The 20426-nt window shown below is 71.2% G+C and carries 15 protein-coding genes and 1 pseudogene; 13 read left to right on the forward strand and 3 right to left on the reverse strand.

Translation table 11 applies throughout. From position 1 onward, the window contains the following. The 8 genes and pseudogenes from AB0M20_RS02405 to AB0M20_RS02440 form a co-directional block, all read left to right on the forward strand. Positions 1-310, forward strand: a pseudogene (locus AB0M20_RS02405) (DNA primase); the annotation flags it as partial. A gap of 55 nt (positions 311-365) precedes the next feature. Beyond that, positions 366-1034, forward strand: coding sequence for an activator of HSP90 ATPase (locus tag AB0M20_RS02410; protein ID WP_364292420.1), 669 nt, complete (start codon positions 366-368; stop codon positions 1032-1034). Between the two features lie 59 nt (positions 1035-1093). Further along, positions 1094-2878, forward strand: a complete 1785-nt coding sequence (locus AB0M20_RS02415) for a GAF domain-containing SpoIIE family protein phosphatase (protein WP_364292423.1) — start codon at positions 1094-1096, stop codon at positions 2876-2878. A 39-nt stretch (positions 2879-2917) separates the two neighbouring features. After that, complete coding sequence (locus AB0M20_RS02420; protein ID WP_364292426.1) at positions 2918-3283, forward strand: YbaB/EbfC family nucleoid-associated protein; 366 nt, start codon at positions 2918-2920, stop codon at positions 3281-3283. Beyond that, the gene (locus tag AB0M20_RS02425; RefSeq protein WP_364292429.1) at positions 3276-3584 is read left to right on the forward strand and encodes a type VII secretion target; all 309 of its coding nucleotides are present in this window, start codon (positions 3276-3278) and stop codon (positions 3582-3584) included. The genes AB0M20_RS02420 and AB0M20_RS02425 overlap by 8 nt, the downstream gene beginning before the upstream one ends. A gap of 50 nt (positions 3585-3634) precedes the next feature. Beyond that, positions 3635-4048, forward strand: coding sequence for an ester cyclase (locus AB0M20_RS02430; protein WP_364292432.1), 414 nt, complete (start codon positions 3635-3637; stop codon positions 4046-4048). 461 nt (positions 4049-4509) lie between these two features. After that, on the forward strand, positions 4510-5178 hold the full coding sequence (locus tag AB0M20_RS02435) for a hypothetical protein (RefSeq protein WP_364292435.1): 669 nt from the start codon (positions 4510-4512) through the stop codon (positions 5176-5178). Between the two features lie 27 nt (positions 5179-5205). Continuing rightward, the gene (locus tag AB0M20_RS02440; protein ID WP_364292438.1) at positions 5206-5850 is read left to right on the forward strand and encodes a hypothetical protein; all 645 of its coding nucleotides are present in this window, start codon (positions 5206-5208) and stop codon (positions 5848-5850) included. Here the strand turns inward: AB0M20_RS02440 and AB0M20_RS02445 are convergent. After that, on the reverse strand, positions 5832-6578 hold the full coding sequence (locus AB0M20_RS02445) for a TetR/AcrR family transcriptional regulator (RefSeq protein WP_364292441.1): 747 nt from the start codon (positions 6576-6578) through the stop codon (positions 5832-5834). The genes AB0M20_RS02440 and AB0M20_RS02445 overlap by 19 nt on opposite strands. A gap of 41 nt (positions 6579-6619) precedes the next feature. Here AB0M20_RS02445 and AB0M20_RS02450 point away from each other — a divergent pair, with 41 nt between their 5' ends. Together AB0M20_RS02450 and AB0M20_RS02455 are read left to right on the forward strand one after the other, a co-directional pair. Further along, on the forward strand, positions 6620-7534 hold the full coding sequence (locus AB0M20_RS02450; protein WP_364292444.1) for an ATP-binding cassette domain-containing protein: 915 nt from the start codon (positions 6620-6622) through the stop codon (positions 7532-7534). Positions 7535-7536: 2 nt separating this feature from the next. Further along, positions 7537-8295, forward strand: coding sequence for an ABC transporter permease (locus AB0M20_RS02455; RefSeq protein WP_364292447.1), 759 nt, complete (start codon positions 7537-7539; stop codon positions 8293-8295). 29 nt (positions 8296-8324) lie between these two features. On the opposite strand, the gene AB0M20_RS02460 is transcribed toward AB0M20_RS02455, so the two are convergent. Both AB0M20_RS02460 and AB0M20_RS02465 read right to left on the reverse strand, forming a co-directional pair. Then, positions 8325-11552 carry a UvrD-helicase domain-containing protein gene (locus AB0M20_RS02460; protein ID WP_364292450.1) on the reverse strand — a complete coding sequence of 1076 codons (3228 nt, stop codon included), beginning with the start codon at positions 11550-11552 and terminating at the stop codon, positions 8325-8327. Next, on the reverse strand, positions 11549-14374 hold the full coding sequence (locus AB0M20_RS02465) for a PD-(D/E)XK nuclease family protein (RefSeq protein ID WP_364292453.1): 2826 nt from the start codon (positions 14372-14374) through the stop codon (positions 11549-11551). The genes AB0M20_RS02460 and AB0M20_RS02465 overlap by 4 nt, the downstream gene beginning before the upstream one ends. Before the next feature lie 87 nt (positions 14375-14461). Here AB0M20_RS02465 and AB0M20_RS02470 point away from each other — a divergent pair, with 87 nt between their 5' ends. The 3 genes from AB0M20_RS02470 to AB0M20_RS02480 all read left to right on the forward strand — a co-directional run. Beyond that, positions 14462-15463 carry a 1-aminocyclopropane-1-carboxylate deaminase gene (locus AB0M20_RS02470; RefSeq protein WP_364292456.1) on the forward strand — a complete coding sequence of 334 codons (1002 nt, stop codon included), beginning with the start codon at positions 14462-14464 and terminating at the stop codon, positions 15461-15463. Beyond that, a complete protein-coding gene (locus AB0M20_RS02475; protein WP_364292459.1) occupies positions 15463-16218 on the forward strand; it encodes an SDR family oxidoreductase in 756 nt (251 codons plus the stop codon). The genes AB0M20_RS02470 and AB0M20_RS02475 overlap by 1 nt, the downstream gene beginning before the upstream one ends. Before the next feature lie 133 nt (positions 16219-16351). Continuing rightward, positions 16352-20426: AAA domain-containing protein (locus tag AB0M20_RS02480; protein WP_364292462.1), on the forward strand; the 4075-nt coding region annotated here is incomplete at its 3' end.

The following is a 20426-nucleotide window of genomic DNA, read 5'->3' on the forward strand; positions in this document are numbered from 1 at the left end:
CGAGCCCGTCGTGCCGGACCGGCCGATCGAGCACCCGGAGCGCTATGCCGAGGTGGCTCTGACGTCGGCCGCCGACCGCGTGGCCGGCGCGGCCGTCGGCTCTCGCAACGACACGCTCAACAAGGCGGCCTTCGCGATGGGACGGCTGGTCGGCGCGGGCCTGATCGATGCCGCGGAGGTCCGGCGGGAGCTGGAGGCGGCGGCCCGCCGATGCGGGCTGGGCCGGTCGGAGACGCGCCGCACCATCGCCTCCGGGCTGACCGCGGGCGTCCGGGCGCCGATCACCCGAGCCCGGCGCGGAGCCGCCTGACTTGCGCGGGCAGCCGTCTCCGCTCGCGTGGCGGGTCGGCGCGGGAGCGGCGAGGATGGTCCGCGTGACTCCGCTGAAGCCGTACTCCGTCGAGGTCCCCATCCGCGCCGGGCGTGATGCGGTCTGGGCCGCCGCCACACAACCGCCGCTGTTGCGTCAGTGGTTCGGGTGGGACTACGACGGCCTCGATGCCGAGATCCGGCACATCTTCGTGAACGAGGCCACGCTGGTCGCCCCCGAGCGGATGACCTGGGCGGACGGCTCGTATTTCGAGGTCACCGGCGACGACACCAGCAGCGTGGTGCGCGCGGTCCGCGAGGGTCCGGTGCCGGATTACCCGGACGCGTTCGACGCCATCGAGGAGGGCTGGAAGTCGTTCCTCGTCCAGCTGCGTCACCTCCTGGAGCGGCGGCCGGAAGGGGTCCGGCGAACCCTCTATCTAACCGGCGAGACGACCGGCCGGCAGGTTCTCGAGCTGGTCGAGGGCGACTGGCACCGGGTCGGCAAACGGGTCGCGTGGGCGGTGGATGCCGAGGGGTTCCTGGTCGTTGTGTCGGGCAACGTTCCGCTGGACGAGCCCGAGGCGGCCGGCATGCAGATCGTGGTCTCGACCTTCGGCCTGGACGACGAGGCCTTCGCGGTCTGCCGGGACGACTGGGCGAAACGATGGGCGCCGGTCGCCGACGGTGCGAGCCTCGCCACAGCGGAGACGCCGGGCAGCTGATTCAGGACGGGCCGAGATCCGGGTAGCCTGGCGCGTCGAGACGCGGTTGGGGAGGTGCGATGGGTGACTCCCTGGCGGAGCCCGAACGGCTGCGTTCGCTGCACCGGGTCTGCGTCGGCGCGGAGCCCGACGAGGCTTTCGATCGTTTCGCGAGCCTGGTCCGGCACCTCCTCGACGTCCCCGTGGCGCTGGTCTCGCTCGTCGACGACGAGCGGCAGTTCTTCCCCGGGCAGAGCGGCCTCGCCGAGCCGTGGCTCAGCAAGCGCGAGACACCGCTGACCCACTCGTTCTGCCAGTGGGTGGTGCTGGACGGTGAGTCGAAGGTCTACTCGGACGCCCGCGCACACCCACGGGTCCGCGACAACCTCGCGATTCCCGACCTGGGCGTGGTGGCGTACGCGGGCATGCCACTGACCGACGCCGACGGCCGCGTGCTCGGCTCGCTGTGTGCGATCGACACCGAGCCGCGTGAGTGGACCGCGTCGGAGCTGGCGATTCTCGCCGACCTGGCCGCGGCCTGCTCCTCCGAGCTGCGGCTGCGCATCGCGCGCGACCTGGCCGAGGAGGCCCGCCGGACCCTCGAGGCCGCGCACGACCAACTCGGCCTGCTGGCCGAGCTGACCGAGACCCTGGCCGCGACCCTGGACATGGACGAGGCGCTGAGCCGGCTCGCGGCGGCGGTGACGCCCCGCTTCGCCGACTGGTGCCTGATCACCCTGATCGGCGAGGACGGCAGACCGCGGCGGGTGGCGGCGGCGCATCACGATCCGTCGCATGCCGCGGAGACCCTGGAGCTGAGCCGGATCCTCGCCGACCTTCCGGCCCACGACTTCCTGAGCCGCGTCGTCCGCACCGGTCGGCCGGACCGGGGACACACCGCCGCGGTGCGCGACCTCGATCCGCGCGTCGATGAGCTGATCGGCCGGCTGGGCTACGCCGGCCACCTCACGACGCCGATCACCGCCCCCGTCACGTCCCGGGTGCTCGGCGCGATCACGCTGGTCAACAGGCCCTCGCGCGACGCCTTCACGGAGGCGGACGAACGCACCGCCATGGACATCGGCCGCCGCGCCGGGCTGGCCGTCGACAACAGCCGCCTCTACCGGCAGCAGCGGCATGTCGCCGAGGTGCTGCAGCACAGCCTGCTCACCGAGCTGCCCCGGATCGACGGCCTCGAGCTGCACGCCCGATACCTGCCGGCCCAGGCCGGCGCCGCCGTCGGCGGGGACTGGTACGACGCGTTCGTGCAGCCGGACGGCTCGGTGATGCTCGCGGTCGGCGACGTTGCGGGCCATGACATCGAGGCGGCGGCGACGATGGGTCAGCTGCGCAATCTGGTGCGCGGGGACGCGTACGGGCGGGACGACGAGCCCGGTCCGTTGCTCACCCAGCTCGACCTGGCGGCCCGCGGCCTCGGCATGCCGGCCACCGCGAGCATCGTGCTGGCGAAGGCACAGCGGACCGTGGACGGGTGGACCGCCGGCTTTGCGAACGCCGGGCATCCGCCCCCGCTCCTCCTGCGCCCCGACGGCGAGGTGGAGGTGTGGTGGGAGAAGCCGGCGCCGCTGCTCGGGCTGGGCCGTGGCCGCAAGCGGGACACGTACCGCCGGGAGGCGCCGGCCGGCTCGACGCTCCTGCTCTACACCGACGGGCTGGTCGAGCTGCCCGGCCGGGTGATCGACGACGGCATCGAGGCGATCGCCGGCGTTCTGCGCGCCCACGCCGGCGTCCCGGGCGAGGAGTTGTGTGAGCGGCTCATCGAGGCCGCGGCCCGGCGGGCCGACGACATCGCGTTTCTGCTCGTCAAGATCGGTTCCGCAGGGTCATCCACAAGCGACGATTGAGATCTGCGCGATGCGGGTCCGGCCCGCTAGCGTGGTCGCATGTTCGACGGGGATGACCTGGACGCGGCGGAGCGACGGGTGGACGAGTGGGAGACCGGCCTGTCCGAGCGAGCGGCCGCGGCGCGCGAGCTGGCGACCCGGCTGGCCGACCTGAGCGTGTCGGCGAAAAGTTCCGACGGACTGGTCACGGTGCGGGTGAACGCGTCGGGGATGGCCGGTCTCGAGCTGGCCGAGGGCATTCGGCAGCGCCCCGCGACGGAGACCGCGGAGGCGATCATGGCGACGTTGCGCAAGGCGCAGGGAGCGTTGACCGTGGCCGCGACGAGAGTCACGGAGGAGACGGTGGGCGCGGAGTCGGAGACCGGCAAGGCGGTCATCGCGGCGTACCGGGTGCGTCATGGCTGAGCAGTTCCAGGTCCGGCACCAGGACCTGGTCACCCACGCCGCGGCGGTCGGGACGGCGGCGGCGCGGGTGAGCACCGTCGCGCAGGCCGGCGCGGCCGTGCGAGCCGGCAACGAGGCGTACGGCAAGCTCTGCACGATGGTGCCCGCCATGCTGAACGGTCTGCAGGACGTGCTGGTCGAGGGCATCGATTCAGCGGCGGAGTCCCTTCGCGACACCGGCTCGAGGCTGCGCGCCACCGCGGCCGGCTACGAAGCCTCGGACAAGCGCGGCGCCGGCGACCTGCGCTCTCGGCCTCGATGACGAATGGACCGATTTGCTGTTGAAGGGTGTTATGGCATAGGAACTCGTGCATGTCTTCGATCGAGATCGCTCGCGCGTGGTTCGACATGTGCCGGACGGGTGACGTGCAGCGGCTCGCCGAGCTGGCCACCGACGACTACGTCGCGCACGGGCCGGGCGGCACCGGCGACCGGGACACCTTCCTCGATTGGCTGCGGTGGTATCCGGCCGCCTTCACCGAGCAGCTGCCCACCCTCGACGACGTGATCGAGAGCGGCGACCGGCTCGTCGTGCGATACACGATCCGCTCGACCTACCGCGGCGGCTATCTCGATCTGCCGGCGAGCGGTCAGCCGGTCACCGAGACCGGCATCATCATCTTCCGGCTCGTCGGCGGGCGGGTCGCGGAGACCTGGTTCGAGGGCAACGATCTCGAAGTGGCGCAACAACTCGGGGGCCGGATGAGCGTCGCCGAGGACGCCTGAGACGCCTCTGTCGGCAATATGACAGTCCGGCGCGTGACATCGGATCGCCCGGCCGCGCTCTTTCCGGTCCGGACCAGCCCTTGACGGCGGATTTCGTTCAATGTGGATGATCACTTGTCGATTGTGAACGATCACAATATTGCATTAGTGCTGCACAGCGCATTGGGAGGGAATGTTCGCGCGCCGGACACCCGAGGGAAATAAGTCGGAGGTTCAATGGAATCACGGCGCGAATAGCGGAGCCGGCGTGCAACTTGCGCGCGCGGTTCGCCGTGCAAGTTGCACGCATCGCAGCCGCAGGGCCTGCTGATCCAGTGTCGCAACAGCGGTGTTAACGATCGGCTGGATTTCATTCACGCTCGTTTTTGGGATCTCCTCACTACCCCCTTCCAGTCGATCACCGGAGATGAAACTCTTCTAGCCAGCAGTAGCGCCAGCGACACGGACGGTGGTGGTGCAGAATGCGTCCAGACGTTCTCGTCGGTCCGAGCGAGTGGGTGGTCGAGCAGTTCGGCAGCAAGGTTGCCGCCGAAATCTGGACCAGGGTGCCCGAGGCGTTGAGCACGGCGATCGACCGTGAGGTCAACGCGCACCCCCACACGACGCAGACCACGGAACGAGTGCTCGCCAATCCCCGGTGGCCGTTGCCGTACGAAGAGCTCGTGCTCTTTCTCGGCACGCTTCCCGGCGCTGAGATCATCAGCGTTCCCAAGTCTGTCTACCAACTCGTCGTCATCAACGGCCACGTCGTGGTGCCGTGGTGCTACGGCCAGTCCGCGCGCACGTCGATGCGGGACGCGGAGGTCGGCCGGTCGTTCGGTCGGCTGGCGCGCGAGCTGTTGCGCCGCTTCGGCCCTCCGTGGCGGCGGCCGCAGACGGAGGTGCCCCTGCCGCTCGACCACGTGGACGAGCGCGAGGTGGCGAAGATCTGCGCGGCGATCGCGCAAATCACGCCGAAGCCCGAGGTGGTCATCGCGGGGTTCGCCGGCGCACCCAACCTCGGTCTGGTGCGCGCGTGCCTCGGCGAGGTGAAATCCACCGACAACGGGGCGATCAACTGGAGCCACCTGGACGACCTGCCGCTGCCACCGCCGGTCATCCCGCGCCCGCGCCGCATGCAGTTCCCCTAGGGCGCTCACGACACCTAAGCTCGCCGCATGGCGTTGATCCACAAGGCGAGCCTCACCCCTTCGAAGATCGAGCTGCTGGCGGCCTGGTTGCCCGGGAATCCGTGGTATCGGACCGCTACCGGCGAGCTCGCCCGCGTCGCGTCCTACCGTTTCGACGATCCGGCGGGCGAGGTGGGGATCGAGACATTCCTGGTGCGCGCCGGCGACGGCCCGACCTTCCAGGTCCCGCTCACCTACCGGGGCGCGCCTCTCACCGGCGCCGAGCAGTGGTTGGTCGGCACCACCGAGCATTCCGTCCTCGGCACCCGCTGGGTGTACGACGCCTGCGGTGACCCCGTCTACGCCGCCACGCTGGCCCGGGCGATCCTCGCGGACTCGGGCCAGGCGGAGCAGACGATGGAGGTGGACGGGGTCCTCAAGGTCTTCCCGCCGAGCATGACCATCACCAGTAGCGGTGTCCCGGGCGTGGAGGTCCCGGTCGTCGAGCGGGTGCACCGGGTGGGGCCGGGCGACCCCACGATCATCGAGGCGGACGGCGTCGAGCTCGCCGTCGTACGCCGGCTCGGCGAAGACCTGACGCGCGCCGGCGTCATGCTTTCCGGCGCCGTGCTCTCCGGCGCGTGGGCGGACCAGCCCGAGCCGGTCCCGCTCGCCTACGCGTCGGTCGGCTGACCGGCCTCGACCTGCCGCTCGATGCCGTCCAGGATCGTGCTGAGGCCGAACCCGAAATCCACGTCCTCGTCGTACTCGGTGGGGCCGTCGAGGATTCCGGTGTCGAGCAGACGGTGCAGTGCCGGGTGCGTTTCCTGGGTGGTCACGACCCGGAGGATCTCGCCGTAGCGGGCGCTGGTGTCCGCCTCGGGCGCGAGCGTGCCGAGCTCGGAGCTCAGTTGTGCCTCGCCGCGCGCGTACCCGTGCAGCAGTTGAATGATCTGTAGCTTGCGGCCGTCGTGCAGGCCGCTGCCGGCGAGGTTGGCCAGGCCGGCCTCCATCCATCTGAGCTGGGCCGGGCCGGCGGGTGGACCGCTCATCGGCACGCGCAGCAGCCATGGGTGCGCGCGGAGGACGCGGAAGATGGCGCGGGTCCAGGTCTCCAGGCCATCCCGCCAGGAGATCGGATCGGGTTCGGGTGGCTCACGGCCGTTGGCTTCGTCGGCCATGAGCAGCAGCAGGTCGTCCTTGCTCCGGACGTAGCGGTACAGCGACATGGTGGTGAACCCGAGGCGCTCGGCCACCCTGCTCATGGACAGCCCGCCCAGGCCCTCGGCGTCGGCGATCTCGATGCCGGTCCGGACCACGCTGTCCAGCGACAACGCCGGTCGTGGCCCACGCCGGTTGGCATCCCGCGGCTCGTAGAGCACGGCGAGATTGGGCGGCAGCCATGAGATGTCCATCTCCATTGACCACATCCTAAAACCGTGTATAACCTAAACGCATGTGTATGACGTACACGGTTTCGGCGCGCGGCGTGCGCAAGAGCTTCGGCGAGGTCAGTGTCCTGCGCGGCCTCGACCTGGAGGTGGCCGAGGGTGAGGTGTTCGCCCTGCTGGGGCCCAACGGCGCGGGCAAGACGACGGCGGTGCGGATCCTCACCACGCTGTTGCGGCCCGACGCGGGCGCCGCGGCGGTGTGCGGCCACGACGTCGTCCGGTCGCGTCGCGAGGTGCAGCGGCTGATCAGCCTCACCGGCCAGTCCGCGGCGGTCGACGAGCTGCTGACGGGGGAGGAGAACCTTGTCATGCTGGGCCGCCTGCGCCGTCTCGGCCGGCGCGGCGCCCGGCGGCGGGCCGCGGAGTTGCTCGACCAGTTCGAGCTGGCCGAGGCGGGCCGTCGTCGCGTGAGCACGTATTCCGGGGGCATGCGACGCCGGCTCGACCTGGCCGCCGGCATGGTCGTCACGCCGCGCGTGCTGTTCCTCGACGAGCCCACCACCGGGCTCGATCCGCGCAGTCGGCAGACCACCTGGGCGGCGGTGCGCGACCTGGCGACGAGCGGCGTCACGGTCTTCCTGACCACGCAATATCTGGAGGAGGCCGACCAGCTCGCCGATCGGGTCGCGTTCCTCGACCGGGGCGAGATCATCACGACCGGCCATCCGACCCAGCTCAAGGCGCAGCTCTCCGGTGAGCGGGTGGAGTTGCGGATCGGCGCGCCGGCGATGGCCGCGCGGGCCGCCGACCTGCTCGACGCCGGTCCACCCTCGAGCCGCGGCACCCTCACCGTGCACACCGACGGCAGCGCGCGTCAGGTTCGTGAGCTGCTCAATCGCCTGGATGCCGCCGGTGTCGACGTCGAGCACATGACGGTGCACCGGCCGACGCTCGACGACGTCTTCCTGACCATGACGGGAGGATGATCATGCAGGCCGCTCTCGAGGACGCCGGCATCATGATCGGCCGCAGCCTGCGGCACGCCTCGCGAGGCCTCGACACGTTGCTGATCGGCGTCCTGCTCCCGGTGCTCCTCCTACTGCTTTATGTGTACGTGTTCGGCGGCGCGATCGCCCCGGACGGCCGCTACCTCACCTACGTCGTGCCGGGCATCGTGCTGCTCTGCGCCGGTTACGGCGCGGCGGGCATCGCCGTGCCGGTGGCGAACGACATGACCACCGGTGTGATCGACCGGTTCCGCTCGCTGCCGATCCTGCCGTCCGCCGTCCTGATCGGACACATCAGTGCCAGCGTGATCCGCAATCTCTCCTCCACGATGCTGGTGCTGGCGGTGGCGTTCGCGATCGGCTTCCGCCCGGTCGCCGGTCCCGTCGAGTGGCTGATCGCGCTGACCGTGCTGACCCTCTTCATCGTCGCCATGTCGTGGGTGGCAGTCTGCTTCGGGCTGATCGCGAGCTCGGTGGAGAGCGCGTCGTCGTTCAGCTTCGTGATCCTCTTCCTGCCATACCTGAGCAGCGCGTTCGTGCCGGTCGAGACGATGCCGGCGGTGCTGCGCGGCTTCGCCGCTCACCAGCCGCTCACCCCGATGATCGAAACGCTGCGCGGCCTCATGATCGGCACGCCGGTGGCAGGACAGGCGTGGGTCGCGGTGGCGTGGTTCGGTGCGATCCTGATCGTGGGGTATGCGATTGCCGGCCGCCTCTTCGCGCGACGGACCGCCCGATGAGCCGGCTGTTCCGCTCGGTGAGCCGGCGATCAGGAAAGCACTTGGACCCGCACCATCTGCTTCGCAGTGTCCAGTTCGGGCACCTCCCAGGCCTCCGCTCCGCCAGGGTGCAGGAAGAGCAACACGCACCGCGCCACCGGCCGGCCGACCGCGGCCTCCAGCGCGGTGGCATAGGCGGCCATTTGCGGCCGGTAGTAGTCGGTCCGCGCCGAGAGCGCCGACGCCGGAACGGTGTCCGTCTTGTAGTCCACAATGACCAGACCGTCGTCGTCCTCGTAGAGGAGGTCGACGATTCCCTCCAGCACCTTGTCGCCGATCGCCGTGGCCACCCAGGTCTCCCGCCAATGACGGCGCGTGGCCGCACGGCGCACGAGGGGCGAGGCGAGCGCGGCGACGGACAGCATGCCCACCAGGTCGGTGTAGGGGACGACGCCCTCGGCGAGCGCCTGCGCGGCGATCGCGGCGTCCAGCCCATCACCCGTGCCGAGGTCGACGGACTGCAGCACACCGTGCACGGCCCGGCCGATCGCGGTGCCGTAACGGCCCTTGTACCAGGGCGCCAGCTCCAGGTTCCGCGGTCCTTTGGCGAGGCCCGGGTCCATGGTGGTGCTGGGAAAGGTGCCCTCGAGACCGGATGCGGTGACGGCGAAGGACCGCGCCGCGGCCGTGCGCGAGGCCTGCGCCATGGCCGCCCACTGACCCGGAGACGGCGGTGGCGTAGGGACGACACGCGGCGCGGCGGCCCCGAGCTCGGGGCCGTCGTCGGCCGACAGGGAGGTGACCGGTGGGGAGGCGTTCGCCAGCAGCTCGGCGTTCGTCGTGCCGGCGTTGCCCTTGCGGTGCAGCGACACCACCAGGTGGTCACGGGCGCGGGTGCAGGCCACATAGAGCAGGCGCATCTTCTCGTCCTTGCCCATCTGCTCGTCGACCGGTTGCGCGGCGTCGAAATCGGCCGTCTTCACGGTGCTGTGCAGCTTCATGGCGTATCCGCCGTCCCGCGGCCAGAGCACCTGCAGACCCGACGCGGTGTGCTTCACCCGGGTCGTCATGCCGGAGACGATGACCATCGGAAACTCCAGGCCCTTGGCGCTGTGGATGGTCATGATCTTGAGGGTGTCGGCGTCGGTCTCCGGCAGCGCGGCCTCGGCCACCCGCGCGGTGTCACTGCCCTGTCGCGCCGCCCACGCGAGGTACGCCCGCAGACTCCCGTGCTCGGACTCCGACCAGGCCCGAGCCTGGTCCACCACGAAGCGCAGCCGACGCCACACGTCGCGGGTCCGGGGAAAGCCGACCGCCTGCTCGAACATGCGGCGATCTTCGATCAGCCGGGTGAGCACCTCGCCGGGCGACCGCCAGCGGCTCTCGTTGTGCAGCCCGCGCAGATAGTCCAGGGCCGACGCCACCGGATGGCCCACGGAGCCGGAGGCATCCGCGAAGATCGAGAACCGGTTACCGGCCTCCTTCCACGTCCAGAGGTCGTCGTCCCCGCATCCGAACAGGGGCGACCGCAATGCGCTCACCAGCGCCAGCTCGTCGCTCGGGTCGTCGCAGGCGCGAGCCGCGGTGAGCAGGTCCCGGATCTCCCGGGTGCGGTAGACCAGCGAGGTCGCACCGGGGTGATAGCCGATGCCCGCCTCGTCCAGCGCGTTCTCGAGCTGCGGCAGCGACGTCCGCGACGGCACCAGCACAGCGATGTCGCGCAGCTCGATGTCCCGCCAGCCACCGTCGCTGTGCACCTGCCACCGCTGGGCGAGCGCGGTGCGCACGGCGGCGACGACGTCGGCCGCCTCTCGTTCGCGCAGTGTCGTCGCGTTCGGGTTGTCGGTGTGTGCGGCGGTGCCGACCGTGGCGACCGCGGGCCCGCGCGGCGCGGCCGGCCGGGTTGCCGCGAGGGGACGGTAGGGCGGCTGGGAGTCCGGCGAGGCGACGATCAGCCGGCCGAAAACGGTGTTCACCCAGTCGAGGATCGGCGCAGTGGTGCGGAAATTGGCGTCCAGGACGACCTCGCGGCCGAGCGTCCGCTGTGCCTGGAGATAGGTGGCGATGTCGGCGCGCCGGAAGCGGTAGATCGACTGCTTCGGGTCACCGACGAAGAAGAGGCTGCCGCCGGGCACCCGGACATCGGCCCAGTCGTCCTGGATCGCGGCGGCGCCACCGGCGATGCGGACGGCCAGCTCGATCTGGATCGGGTCGGTGTCCTGGAACTCGTCGAGAAGCAGCCGGCGGTATCGCTGCTGCAGACGGTGGCGGACGATCCCGCCGTGCGTGGGCGATCGCACCAGCTCACGAGCCATGACCAGCAGGTCGTGGAACTCGAGCCGGCCCTCGGCGCGCCGGGCCCGAGCGGCTTGGAGCACCTCCGTCGCCACCCGGTGGGCGAGCCTGCGCAGGGTCACGTCGACGATCTGGCTGCGCAGCAGCAGCGCGGCGTCGGCCACCGCCTTGCATTCGGTCCGCAGTTGCCGGGAGCCGTAGGACGACCAGTTCGCCGCGCGTCCACGATGCCAGTTGCGGGTGACCGCGGTGCCGAGCGCGGTGAGTCGCGCGGGGTCGTCGTGCGCCCCGTGCAGCTGCTCGGCCCAGTCGGCCAGAAGCGCCAGGTTGCCCAGCAACGCGTCGCGGTCGTCGGTGCACCCGTCGGCGAGGGCGGCGAGCCGGCGCGCTTCCTGCACGATCGCGGCGACGTCGATGGGTTGCAGGTCCGGGACCGGCGCATGCAGCACACGCGACTCGAGCAGGTCCCAGTTCGCGTTGAAGGTCGCGGCCATCGCCCGCAGGTCGGGCAGCTTGACGCCGCCGGCCAACGCCAGCATCAGCGTGTCGGTGAGCGTCGCATCGTCGAGCATGTCCTCGCGCATGGTGCTCCACCGCGCGTCCGCGTCCACTCCGGAGGCGACCTCGTCGCGGATCTCGAGCAGGGGCGGCAGGCCCGCCTCGATCGGATGCTCGGTGAGGATTCGCTGCGCGAAGGAGTGCAGGGTGCCGATGGCTGCGGTGTCGATCTCGGACAGGGCGTCGCGGGCGGCCGGCTCCACGCGCGCCGAGAACTCCTTGCGCAGACGGTCCCGCAACTCGGCCGCCGCCTTGTCGGTGAAGGTCACGGCCGCGACGTGACGCAGTGGCACTCCGTCGGTGAGCACCACCTCGATGACCCGGTCGACCAGCGATGACGTCTTTCCCGAGCCGGCGCCGGCCTCGACGAACAGCGTCTCGCCGAGGCTGGTCCGGATGGCATCGCGGGCGGGCCGGTCGTTCATGCGCCACCGCCGATCAGCGAGAGGTAGGAGGCAAGCCGCGGATCGTTGCGCTTGCGGTCCCAGCGGTCGCGATGTTCGCCCGCGCCCAAGCCGTCCGGATCGCAGTAGCGGCACGGTATGTGGTCGCCGTAGCCGTCGTCGTCCGGCGGACGGTGCGGGAACAGTCCTCCCGCGATGCGGTCGACGATCACGGTGACGGCGTTCGTGAACGCCACCTCGATGTCGGGTGTGAGCGGCAGCTCGACCCGTTTGCCGGCGTCGCGGTGCACGAACCAGTATTCGGCCGTCACATCCGCGCGCGGCGCGCCGAGGGCCAGCCTGGCGGCCAGACCGTAGACCGGAAGCTGCAGCTTGGCCCCGCCCAGCGTCGGGTCGTCCGGGCCGAGACCGGCGAACGGCTCGGACCGGCCGCTCTTGTAGTCGACGATGACGATCGAATCGCCGGCCCGGTCCACCCGGTCGGCGCTGCCCTTCATCAGCACAATCCGGCCGTCCGGAAGCGGGACCGGCACCGGCGGCCGACCGCCCTGGCCGAACGCGAGTTCGGAGCACACCTGATGGCGCCCGGTCGTGGCACGCAGCTCGTCGTCGGCGGTGAGGAACCCGTCGAGCCGGGACAGCACGGTCGCCAGCTCGCGGCGCCACAGCAGACGGTGGCCGGTCTGCCCACGCATCGAGAGGTCACCGGCCACCTCGATGGCGATGCGCCGCAGGTCCGCACGCTGGCCGGGCGACCAGGGGACGGCGCCGGCCGGCACCGCGCCGCGCGCGTCCTGCTCGGCGAAGAACCGGTCAAGGGCGTGGTGGTAGAGGTTGCCCAGCTCGATCGGGCTGATCGTGAGCTGTTCCTCGAGGGCTTCGACCGGACGCACACGCAGCAGCTTCTCCATCAGATAGCCATGCGGGCACCGGATCCACGCCTCGAGCGAGGTCGGCGAGATGAGCCCGCCGCCCGCCGGGTCCGGCAGATCGTGGCCGGAGAGGTCGCCGTCGAACCGGGTGAGCAGGTCGCTCGCTCGTGCCCGGCGCATCTCGGCGGCGAGCGCGACGATCGGGTCGTCGATCCGCCCGGCCGTCGCCTGCCGGATCCGCCACTCCTGATCGGAGGCGAGCTCGGTCGTCGCGGTCAGCGCGGCGGCGTAGGACGGCAGTTGCTCGGTCACCGTTGCGGGAAGCCAGCGCGACGGCCGGCGTTCGGCGCTGCGGCGCAGGTCCCCGCGGGGATAGGAGGCGACGACGGCCGATGCGACGGCGAACGCCGCCCACACCTGCCGGCGTATGCGGGCGACGCGTTCCGCCGTGGTCGCCAGCTGCCCCGGCACCAGTTCGCGGATCTCGTCCGGCAGCAACGCGTCGACGCCGATCCGGCCGGGCACGATGTCCTCGGCCAGCCCCAGCACGTACGCCTTGTCGACATCCAGGCCGGTGGCCCCGGAGATCGGCGCGACCAGCACGCCGTCGCCGATGCGGCCGTGCGACGGGAGGTCGTCGGCCAGCTCGAGATCGAGCGTGACGTCGAGCAGGCTGAGGTCGGCGGCGGGTTCGACGGTGTCCAGGCCGGCGACCGCGTCGAGGGTACGTGCCACGGCTACTGCCGCGCGCTTCTCCGCCTCGGGCAGCCGTCGCTCCTCCGGTTCGCCGACCAGCGCGGCGTACGTCTGCCGACCCCACTCGGCCAGCGCCGTCCAGGATCGGAGAGACTCCCCGTCGCGCATCCGGTCCTGCAGGTCGGTCACCGCTCGCCGCAGTTCGTCCGCGGAGTCCGCGTCGTGCCGGCCCGCCGCCCGCCGCGCTGCCGCGTAGGCCTTGAGCCGGCTGTCCCAGTCGTCACCCTGAATCACGCCGGCGGCCCGCGAGATGCGTTCCCACCGGGCGGTCGTGCGGGCCTCGGTGTCGGCCAGCACTCCGATCACGTCGGCTCGGCGCCAGTTGTTGCGCGCGGTGGCGAAGAGGTTCGTGAGGACGCGGGCCAGGCGGCGTTCGGCAGTGGGGGTGACGCCGCGGCCGTGCCAGCGGATGCCCGCCGCGCGGAGGTGGTCGGCGAGCAGGCGGGCGTACGGGCGGTCGGCGCCGTGCAGGATCGCGACGCGGTGGGCGGGCGTTTCCCGCAGGTCGGCCATCACCCGGCGGACGATGGCGCGTACCTCGTCGTCGGCATCCGAGGCGCTGATCACCTCGTGGGGCCTGGCCTCCCGTTCCACCGCGCCGATGTCGATCCGGTCGGCGACGCGGTCGAGCATCGCCTGCTCGCTGGGCCGCAGATCTTCGAGGAGAAAGGTCACGACGGCCGGTGGGAGGTCACGGGCGATCGCCCGGAGGTCGACCACGTCGTACCAGTCGGCGGCCAGGGTGTCCTCCACGATGCGGTGGAGGCGGACCAGGTCGGCGCTGATCGGGCCGGCGGCGGCGATCTTGTCCAAGCCCGGTTCGTCGACCTCGCGGAGCTGCGTGTGGGCGGCGGCGAGGGCGCGCACCGTTGCCGGGTGCCCGGCAACCGGCCCGAAGTGACCGGGATCGATCTGCAGGGCCCGCCGCCAGGCCGCGGCCAGCACCGGCCGGGTGGCCGGGCGCCGTCCGCTGCCGGCCATCACCGGCGCCCCGATCCGCTCCGCCAGGCGGTCGACGGTGAGCACGTCGAGCACCGCAATGCCCGGGCCGCCGCCGACGCCGTGCGCCAGCGCGCGGCGGACATGGGTGCCGGTCAAGTTCGTCCGGACCAGGACGGTGACCGGTGCCATCGGATCGTCCCGCTTGAGCGCGGCGACGGCGGAACGCAGTGCCCCGTACGCGAGCCGCCCATGATCGGTCCAGTCCGTCGACACCGTTTCGACGCTAGGGTTCAAGGGGTGTGAGCAGGCGTTTTCCCCGGAACCGAACCCGAGCGCCACTCACTTTGGGAGAATCGCGCGATGCTTGCTGACTTCGATCGATATCCGTTGTTGTTCGGCCCTTCGCCGGTGCATCGGCTCGACCGGCTGACTCGGCATCTCGGCGGCGCGCAGCTGTGGGCCAAGCGGGAGGACTGCAACTCCGGCATCGCGTACGGCGGCAACAAGACGCGCAAGCTGGAGTATCTGGTCGCGGACGCGCTCGCCCAGGGATGCGACACGTTGGTCTCGATCGGCGGCGTGCAGTCCAACCACACGAGGCAGGTCGCGGCGGTGGCGGCGTACGCGGGGTTGAAGTGCGTGCTCGTGCAGGAGAGCTGGGTCGACTGGCCGGACAGCGTCTACGACAAGGTCGGCAACATCCTGCTCAGCCGGCTGGCCGGCGCCGATGTGCGGCTGGTCAAGGCGGGCTTCGGCATCGGGTTCAAGGAGAGCTGGGACGCCGCGATCGCCGATGTGGAGGCGGGCGGCGGGAAGCCGTACGCGATCCCGGCCGGAGCATCCGACCACCGGCTCGGCGGCCTGGGCTTCGCGGGCTGGGCCGGTGAGGTCGAGCAGCAGGAGCGTGAGCTGGGCGTCTTCTTCGACACGATCGTCGTCTGCTCGGTCACCGGCAGCACCCAGGCCGGGATGATCGCCGGGTTCGCCGGGCAGGAGAAGCCCCGCCGGGTGCTCGGCATCGACGGCTCGGCCAAGCCCGCCGAGACCTGGGATCAGGTGGCCCGCATCGCGCGCAACACGGCCGCCCTCATCGGGCTCGACCGCGACCTGCGCGACGACGAGATCCTGCTGGACGAGCGATACCACGCCGGCATCTACGGGATCCCCGACGAGCAGACACTGGACGCGATGCGGCTGGCCGCGCGAACGGAGGGCATGATCACCGACCCGGTCTACGAGGGCAAGTCGATGGCCGGCATGGTCGATCTGATCACGCGGGGCGAGATCGACAAGAGTTCGAACGTCCTGTACGCCCATCTGGGCGGGCAGCCGGCGCTCAACGCCTACAGCGCGCTGTTCTGATGGCGGACGCCTATGTGGTGACCGGCGGCGGGCAGGGTGTCGGCCGGGCGATCGTGGAACGCCTGGCCGGTGCGGGAAACAAGGTCGTGGCGATCGAGTTCGACGAAAAGGGCCTGGACTGGGCCTCCGGCGACATCGTGCCGGTCATCGGCGACGCCTCCGATGCGCTGATCGCGGAGCTGGCGGTGGACGCGGCCGGCTCGGAGCTGCGCGGGTGGGTGAACAACGCGGCGGTCTTCCACGACGCGTGGCTGCACGAGGACGCGCACCGCACCCTCGAGCTGATCGACCTCAATCTGGCGCCGGTGGCGGTCGGTTGTGCGGCGGCGATCCGGGCGTTCCGCGAGCTCTCCCGGCCGGGCGCGATCGTCAACGTCTCGTCCCATCAGGCTCAGCGGCCGGTCCGCGGGGCGCTGCCATACGCCACGGCCAAGGCCGCAATCGAGGGCATGACCAGGGCGTTGGCGGTCGACTACGGACCGGCGGGGATCCGCGTCAACGCCGTGGCCCTCGGCTCGATCGCCACCGAGCGCTCCGACGCGCACCTGGCCGCGCTGGACGATCGCGAGGCGTTCGAGCGGGAGATCAGGCTGCTGCAGCCGCTCGGCCGGATGGGCGGGGTGGACGAGGTGGCAGACGTCGTCGCCTTCTTGCTCTCGGACGCGGCATCCTTCGTCAACGGCGCGGTCATTCCGGTCGACGGAGGCCGCTCGGCCGTCGGCCGCGACCCGGAGGAGCGAGACCCGGCGAGCTGAGGGATTGATGTTGCGGGCCGGGTGTGCGGACCGGGGGAAGCGCGACACCGGCGCCGTTGCGCCTCCCCGCTGGTTGCGGTCGCTCGGGCGCGGGTGAGCGGGGTGGCTGCGGGGATCGGCTAGCCTTCGGGGAATGGAGTCGGCCCTTGTCATTCGGGATCGGGCTGTCTCCGTCGCCGATTATCTGCTCGCCGTGCGGGCGCTCATGGATCGGCCGGCGCGCACCGTCCCCGGCGACACGCTCTGGACCGCCGCGCTGCCTGTGCATCCGGCCTGTCAGGTGGGGCCCACCGCCGATCAAACTTCGTGGCTGCGGGTCGGTCTGCCCGACCTGCCCGGCCCGATCGAGGTGCCCGCCGAGCTGCGAGACTCCTTCGATCGCAACGACGCCGACGACGCCCTGCTCGAGCAGTGGAAGAACGAGCACTGGCGGGCCTGGGTGGAGGAGACCGCCGCGGCGGAGAAGACCCGGGCGCTGCATCGGCAGCTGTTCGACCTGATGCACCTGCTCGACATGAGCGCCGCCAGCACGGAGCTGGTCTGGGGCCACGGCGTGCTGGAAACCGTGATCGCCGGGCAGAAGGTGCGCTATCCGCTGGTCGCGACGCCGGTGATGATCGAGTACGAGCCGGATCGTTCGGTGATCTCCGTGTCGCCCGCCGGGCCGTCGCGGCTGCAGACCGACGCGTTGGCCGGGCTGGATGAGCGCTACCTCGCACAGCTGCTCGCGCTTGCCGGCCCGGCCGGCGTGATCGAGGCCGACCTGTGGAACGACCTAGACCGGCGGGAGTTCTTCGAGCGAGCCCTCGGCCGCCTCGGCTACGACCGAATCATTATTGATCCCGATAAATCGGACGGAAGCGTGTTGAGCGCCGGTGGTGACCGGCGGCCGCACATTGTGGACACCCGGGTGTTGTTCGCCCGGCCCAGGCAGCGGCAACTTCGCGGGTTTCTGGAGAACTTCCGGGAGCGGCTGCTCGCCGGGGACACCGCCGCCGTCGGGTCGCTCGCCGCCATCGTCGCGCACGAGCCCAGCAAGCTCGTGATGCCCGACGACCGGCCCGAGGACTGGGAGCGCGTCGGTGAGCGCCTGCTCATGCCGCTGCCCACCAACGAGGCCCAGGAGTCGATCGCCCGGCGGCTCGCCCAGCACCGCAACGTCGCCGTTCAGGGCCCGCCCGGCACCGGCAAGACGCACACCATCCGCAACCTGATCTGCCACCTGATGGCCAACGGCAAGCGGGTCCTCGTCGTCGCCCAGAAGGAAGACCCGCTGCGGGTGTTGCGCGACGGCCTCCCCGAGGGCATCCGCGCCCTCTGCCTCGCCGTCCTCGGCCGCACCACCGACCAGCTCGTGCAGCTCCAGCTCGCCGCCCGCGAGCTCTCCGACCGGGCCGCCACGCTGGACAAACGCGCCGAGGCGGCACGCGTCGAGCGGCTCACCCGGCGGCTCGAGGACGCCGAGAACGAGCTCGCCGAGGCGCTCGCCGGGCTGCGCGCGATCGCCGAGAACGAAGCGGCCACGTACCGGATAGACGGTGTTGATCTGTCGCCCGCCGAGGTCGGGGCCTGGCTGCGGGAACGCGCGGCCGCGCACGGCGGCATCCCGGACGCCGTCTCGACGCAGCCGCCGCTGAGCACCGACGAGTTCGCGACGCTGCTCGACCTGGCCGCACGGCTCGATCCGAAGGACCGGGCCGCCGCGCTGCGCCCGCAGCCGGACGTCTCGGATCTGCCGGACGCGGCCGAGGCGGCCCGGGCCAGGGAGTTCGCGCGGGTCAGGCAGGGCGAGGTGGAGAGCTTCGAGGCGCGCGGCCTCGACCCCGATGCGGTACGCGCGCTCGGCCGGGACGCGTACGCGGATCTGCTGAACGACCTGCACGAAGCGGTCCAGTGGCTGCACCGCCGCGAGGGGTCGTGGACCGACCGGCTCGGCCGCCTCCTCGAGGACCCGCACTGGCAGCGACTCTGGTCCGACCACCGTGCCGCCACCGAGGCTCTGCTCGGCGAGATGGCCGAGCTCACCCGCACGCTGGCCGGCCACCGGGTCAGGATTCCGGACCAGTACGCCGCCGAGCCGAAACGGCTGATGGGCAGCCTCGCCGAGGTTCGCCAACGCTTCGCCTCCGGGCGGGGCATCAGCCGGCTCATGCAACCCGGCCTGCACAAGCTCGCCGACGAGGTGCGGGTCGACGACGAGCCGCTGCGCACGACCGACGACGTCGACCTGGCGACCGCGTTCGTGAAGAGGGCGCAGGCGCGACGCCGGCTGGCCGATCACTGGTCGGAGTGGTTCGAGCGGCTGGAGATTCCGGCGCAGGGGCCGGATCCGCAGGCGTGGGCGGGTGCGCTGCTGGCGGATGCGGCGCAGTCACTCGACTGGGATACCAAGCACTGGCCGGATCTGTCCGATCGGCTTCGTCTGCTCGTACCCCAGGAGGACCTTGATCTGGACGCCGCGCGACTCCGAGCCGTCGAGGATTTGCTAAGCGCGGGACCGGCGGTCTTCGACTGGGATGAAGCGAGCAAAAAGGACAGCGACGTCGCGGAGAGACTGGCGCGCCGGCCGCATCTTCTTCAGGCGTGGCGCGACCTCGGCGCGTGGGACGAGGCGAAGGCCGAGGTGCAGCGGCTGATCGGCACGAAACCCGACGTCGAGCGCTACATCGAGCTGCGGAACCGGCTGGCCACCGAGGCGCCGGAGTGGGCGGACATGATCGAGGCCGGCGAGGTGCCCGCGGTGTCCGGCGAGGCGTGCGCCCGGGCGTGGGCGTGGCGGCGGGCGCAGACGTGGTTCGACGCGGTGGTCGGCAGTGTGGATCCGGCCGTGCTGATGCGGCGGGTCGAGCTGGCGCGGGAGAAGATCCGCGGGCTGACCGGCGATCTCGTGGTGGCGTCGGCGTGGCTGGAGGTGTCGCGGGCGCTCGACGACCGGCGGCGGGCGGCGCTGGCCGACTGGACCACCGCGCTGCGCAAGATCGGCAAGGGCACCGGACGGAACGCGGCGGCGTGGCAGGCGCATGCCCAGCGGGCGATGGAGTCGGCGGTCGAGGCCGTGCCGGTCTGGGTCATGTCAGTGGACCGGGCCATCGAACAGTTCGCCGGGGGAGCGCACTTCGACGTCGTGATCGTCGACGAGGCGTCGCAGGCGGATCTCTTCGCGCTGCCGGTGCTGGCGCTGGCCGAGCGGGCCGTCGTGGTCGGCGACGATCAGCAGATCGGGCCGCAGCTCGGGTTCGTCGGGTCGGTGACCGGCCTGATCCACAGCCACCTCAAGGAGGTGCCGTCGGCCGAGCACTTCGACCCGGAGTCGTCGCTCTACGACCACGCTGTGCGGCGGTCGCCGGAGCGGATCCTGCTCACCGAACACTTCCGGTGCGTACCCCAGATCATCGAGTTCTCGTCGAAGCACTACTACGACGGCAAGATCATGCCGCTGCGCGCGGACCGGCCGTCGCTGGCGCCGATCCGGTCGGTGTTCCTCGCCGAGGGCACCCGGCAGCCGCTGGCGCCCTATGGGGACGTCAACCTGGCCGAGGCGGACGCGCTGGTCGAGCAGGTGACGGCGATCGTGGCGGACCCGTCCTATCGCGGGAAGACGCTGGGCGTGATCAGCCTGCTGTCGACGAGCGGGCAGGCGGCGCTGCTGCTGGAGCGGATCCGCGAGGCGATCGGCGAGGACGAGATGGAGGCGCGGCGGCTGCGGGTCGGCGACGCGTACACGTTCCAGGGCGACGAGCGCGACGTGGTGCTGGTGTCCATGGTGGTCTCGGCGCGCGACGGCCGGGTTTCCGCCTTCACCAAGCGTGAGTATCACCGCCGGATCAACGTCGCCGCTTCGCGAGCGCGCGACCAGCTGTGGATCTTCCACTCGGTGCAGCCGGCCGATCTCCTGGCCGACGACGCGCGGTCGTTGCTGCTGAGGTACGAGCCGGCGGCGGTGCCCAAGGCCGAGAGCCCGCAGAACGACTTCGAGCGGGACGTCTACCGCAGGCTCACGGACAAGGGCTTCCGGCCGACGCCACAGTTCCGGATCGGCACTTACCGGATCGACTTCGTCCTCAACGCCCCCGACGGCCGGCGGCTCGCGATCGAGTGCGATGGCGACGCGTTCCTCGGGCCGGAGCAGTGGGAGAGCGACATGCGCCGGCAGGCGGTGCTGGAGCGCGTCGGCAACTGCGTCTTCGTGCGGATCCGCGGCAGCGTCT

This window comes from Actinoplanes sp. NPDC051633 (assembly GCF_040681735.1).
GTDB lineage: Bacteria > Actinomycetota > Actinomycetes > Mycobacteriales > Micromonosporaceae > Actinoplanes.

Excerpts from the sequence above, each read along its gene's own strand:
- AB0M20_RS02410 (WP_364292420.1), top strand. The coding sequence starts at position 366 with ATGGTCCGCGTGACTCCGCTGAAGCCGTACTCCGTCGAGGTCCCCATC.
- AB0M20_RS02415 (WP_364292423.1), top strand. The coding sequence starts at position 1,094 with ATGGGTGACTCCCTGGCGGAGCCCGAACGGCTGCGTTCGCTGCACCGG.
- AB0M20_RS02420 (WP_364292426.1), top strand. The coding sequence starts at position 2,918 with ATGTTCGACGGGGATGACCTGGACGCGGCGGAGCGACGGGTGGACGAG.
- AB0M20_RS02425 (WP_364292429.1), top strand. The coding sequence starts at position 3,276 with ATGGCTGAGCAGTTCCAGGTCCGGCACCAGGACCTGGTCACCCACGCC.
- AB0M20_RS02430 (WP_364292432.1), top strand. The coding sequence starts at position 3,635 with ATGTCTTCGATCGAGATCGCTCGCGCGTGGTTCGACATGTGCCGGACG.
- AB0M20_RS02435 (WP_364292435.1), top strand. The coding sequence starts at position 4,510 with ATGCGTCCAGACGTTCTCGTCGGTCCGAGCGAGTGGGTGGTCGAGCAG.
- AB0M20_RS02440 (WP_364292438.1), top strand. The coding sequence starts at position 5,206 with ATGGCGTTGATCCACAAGGCGAGCCTCACCCCTTCGAAGATCGAGCTG.
- AB0M20_RS02445 (WP_364292441.1), bottom strand. The coding sequence starts at position 6,578 with ATGGAGATGGACATCTCATGGCTGCCGCCCAATCTCGCCGTGCTCTAC.
- AB0M20_RS02450 (WP_364292444.1), top strand. The coding sequence starts at position 6,620 with ATGACGTACACGGTTTCGGCGCGCGGCGTGCGCAAGAGCTTCGGCGAG.
- AB0M20_RS02455 (WP_364292447.1), top strand. The coding sequence starts at position 7,537 with ATGCAGGCCGCTCTCGAGGACGCCGGCATCATGATCGGCCGCAGCCTG.
- AB0M20_RS02460 (WP_364292450.1), bottom strand. The coding sequence starts at position 11,552 with ATGAACGACCGGCCCGCCCGCGATGCCATCCGGACCAGCCTCGGCGAG.
- AB0M20_RS02470 (WP_364292456.1), top strand. The coding sequence starts at position 14,462 with ATGCTTGCTGACTTCGATCGATATCCGTTGTTGTTCGGCCCTTCGCCG.
- AB0M20_RS02475 (WP_364292459.1), top strand. The coding sequence starts at position 15,463 with ATGGCGGACGCCTATGTGGTGACCGGCGGCGGGCAGGGTGTCGGCCGG.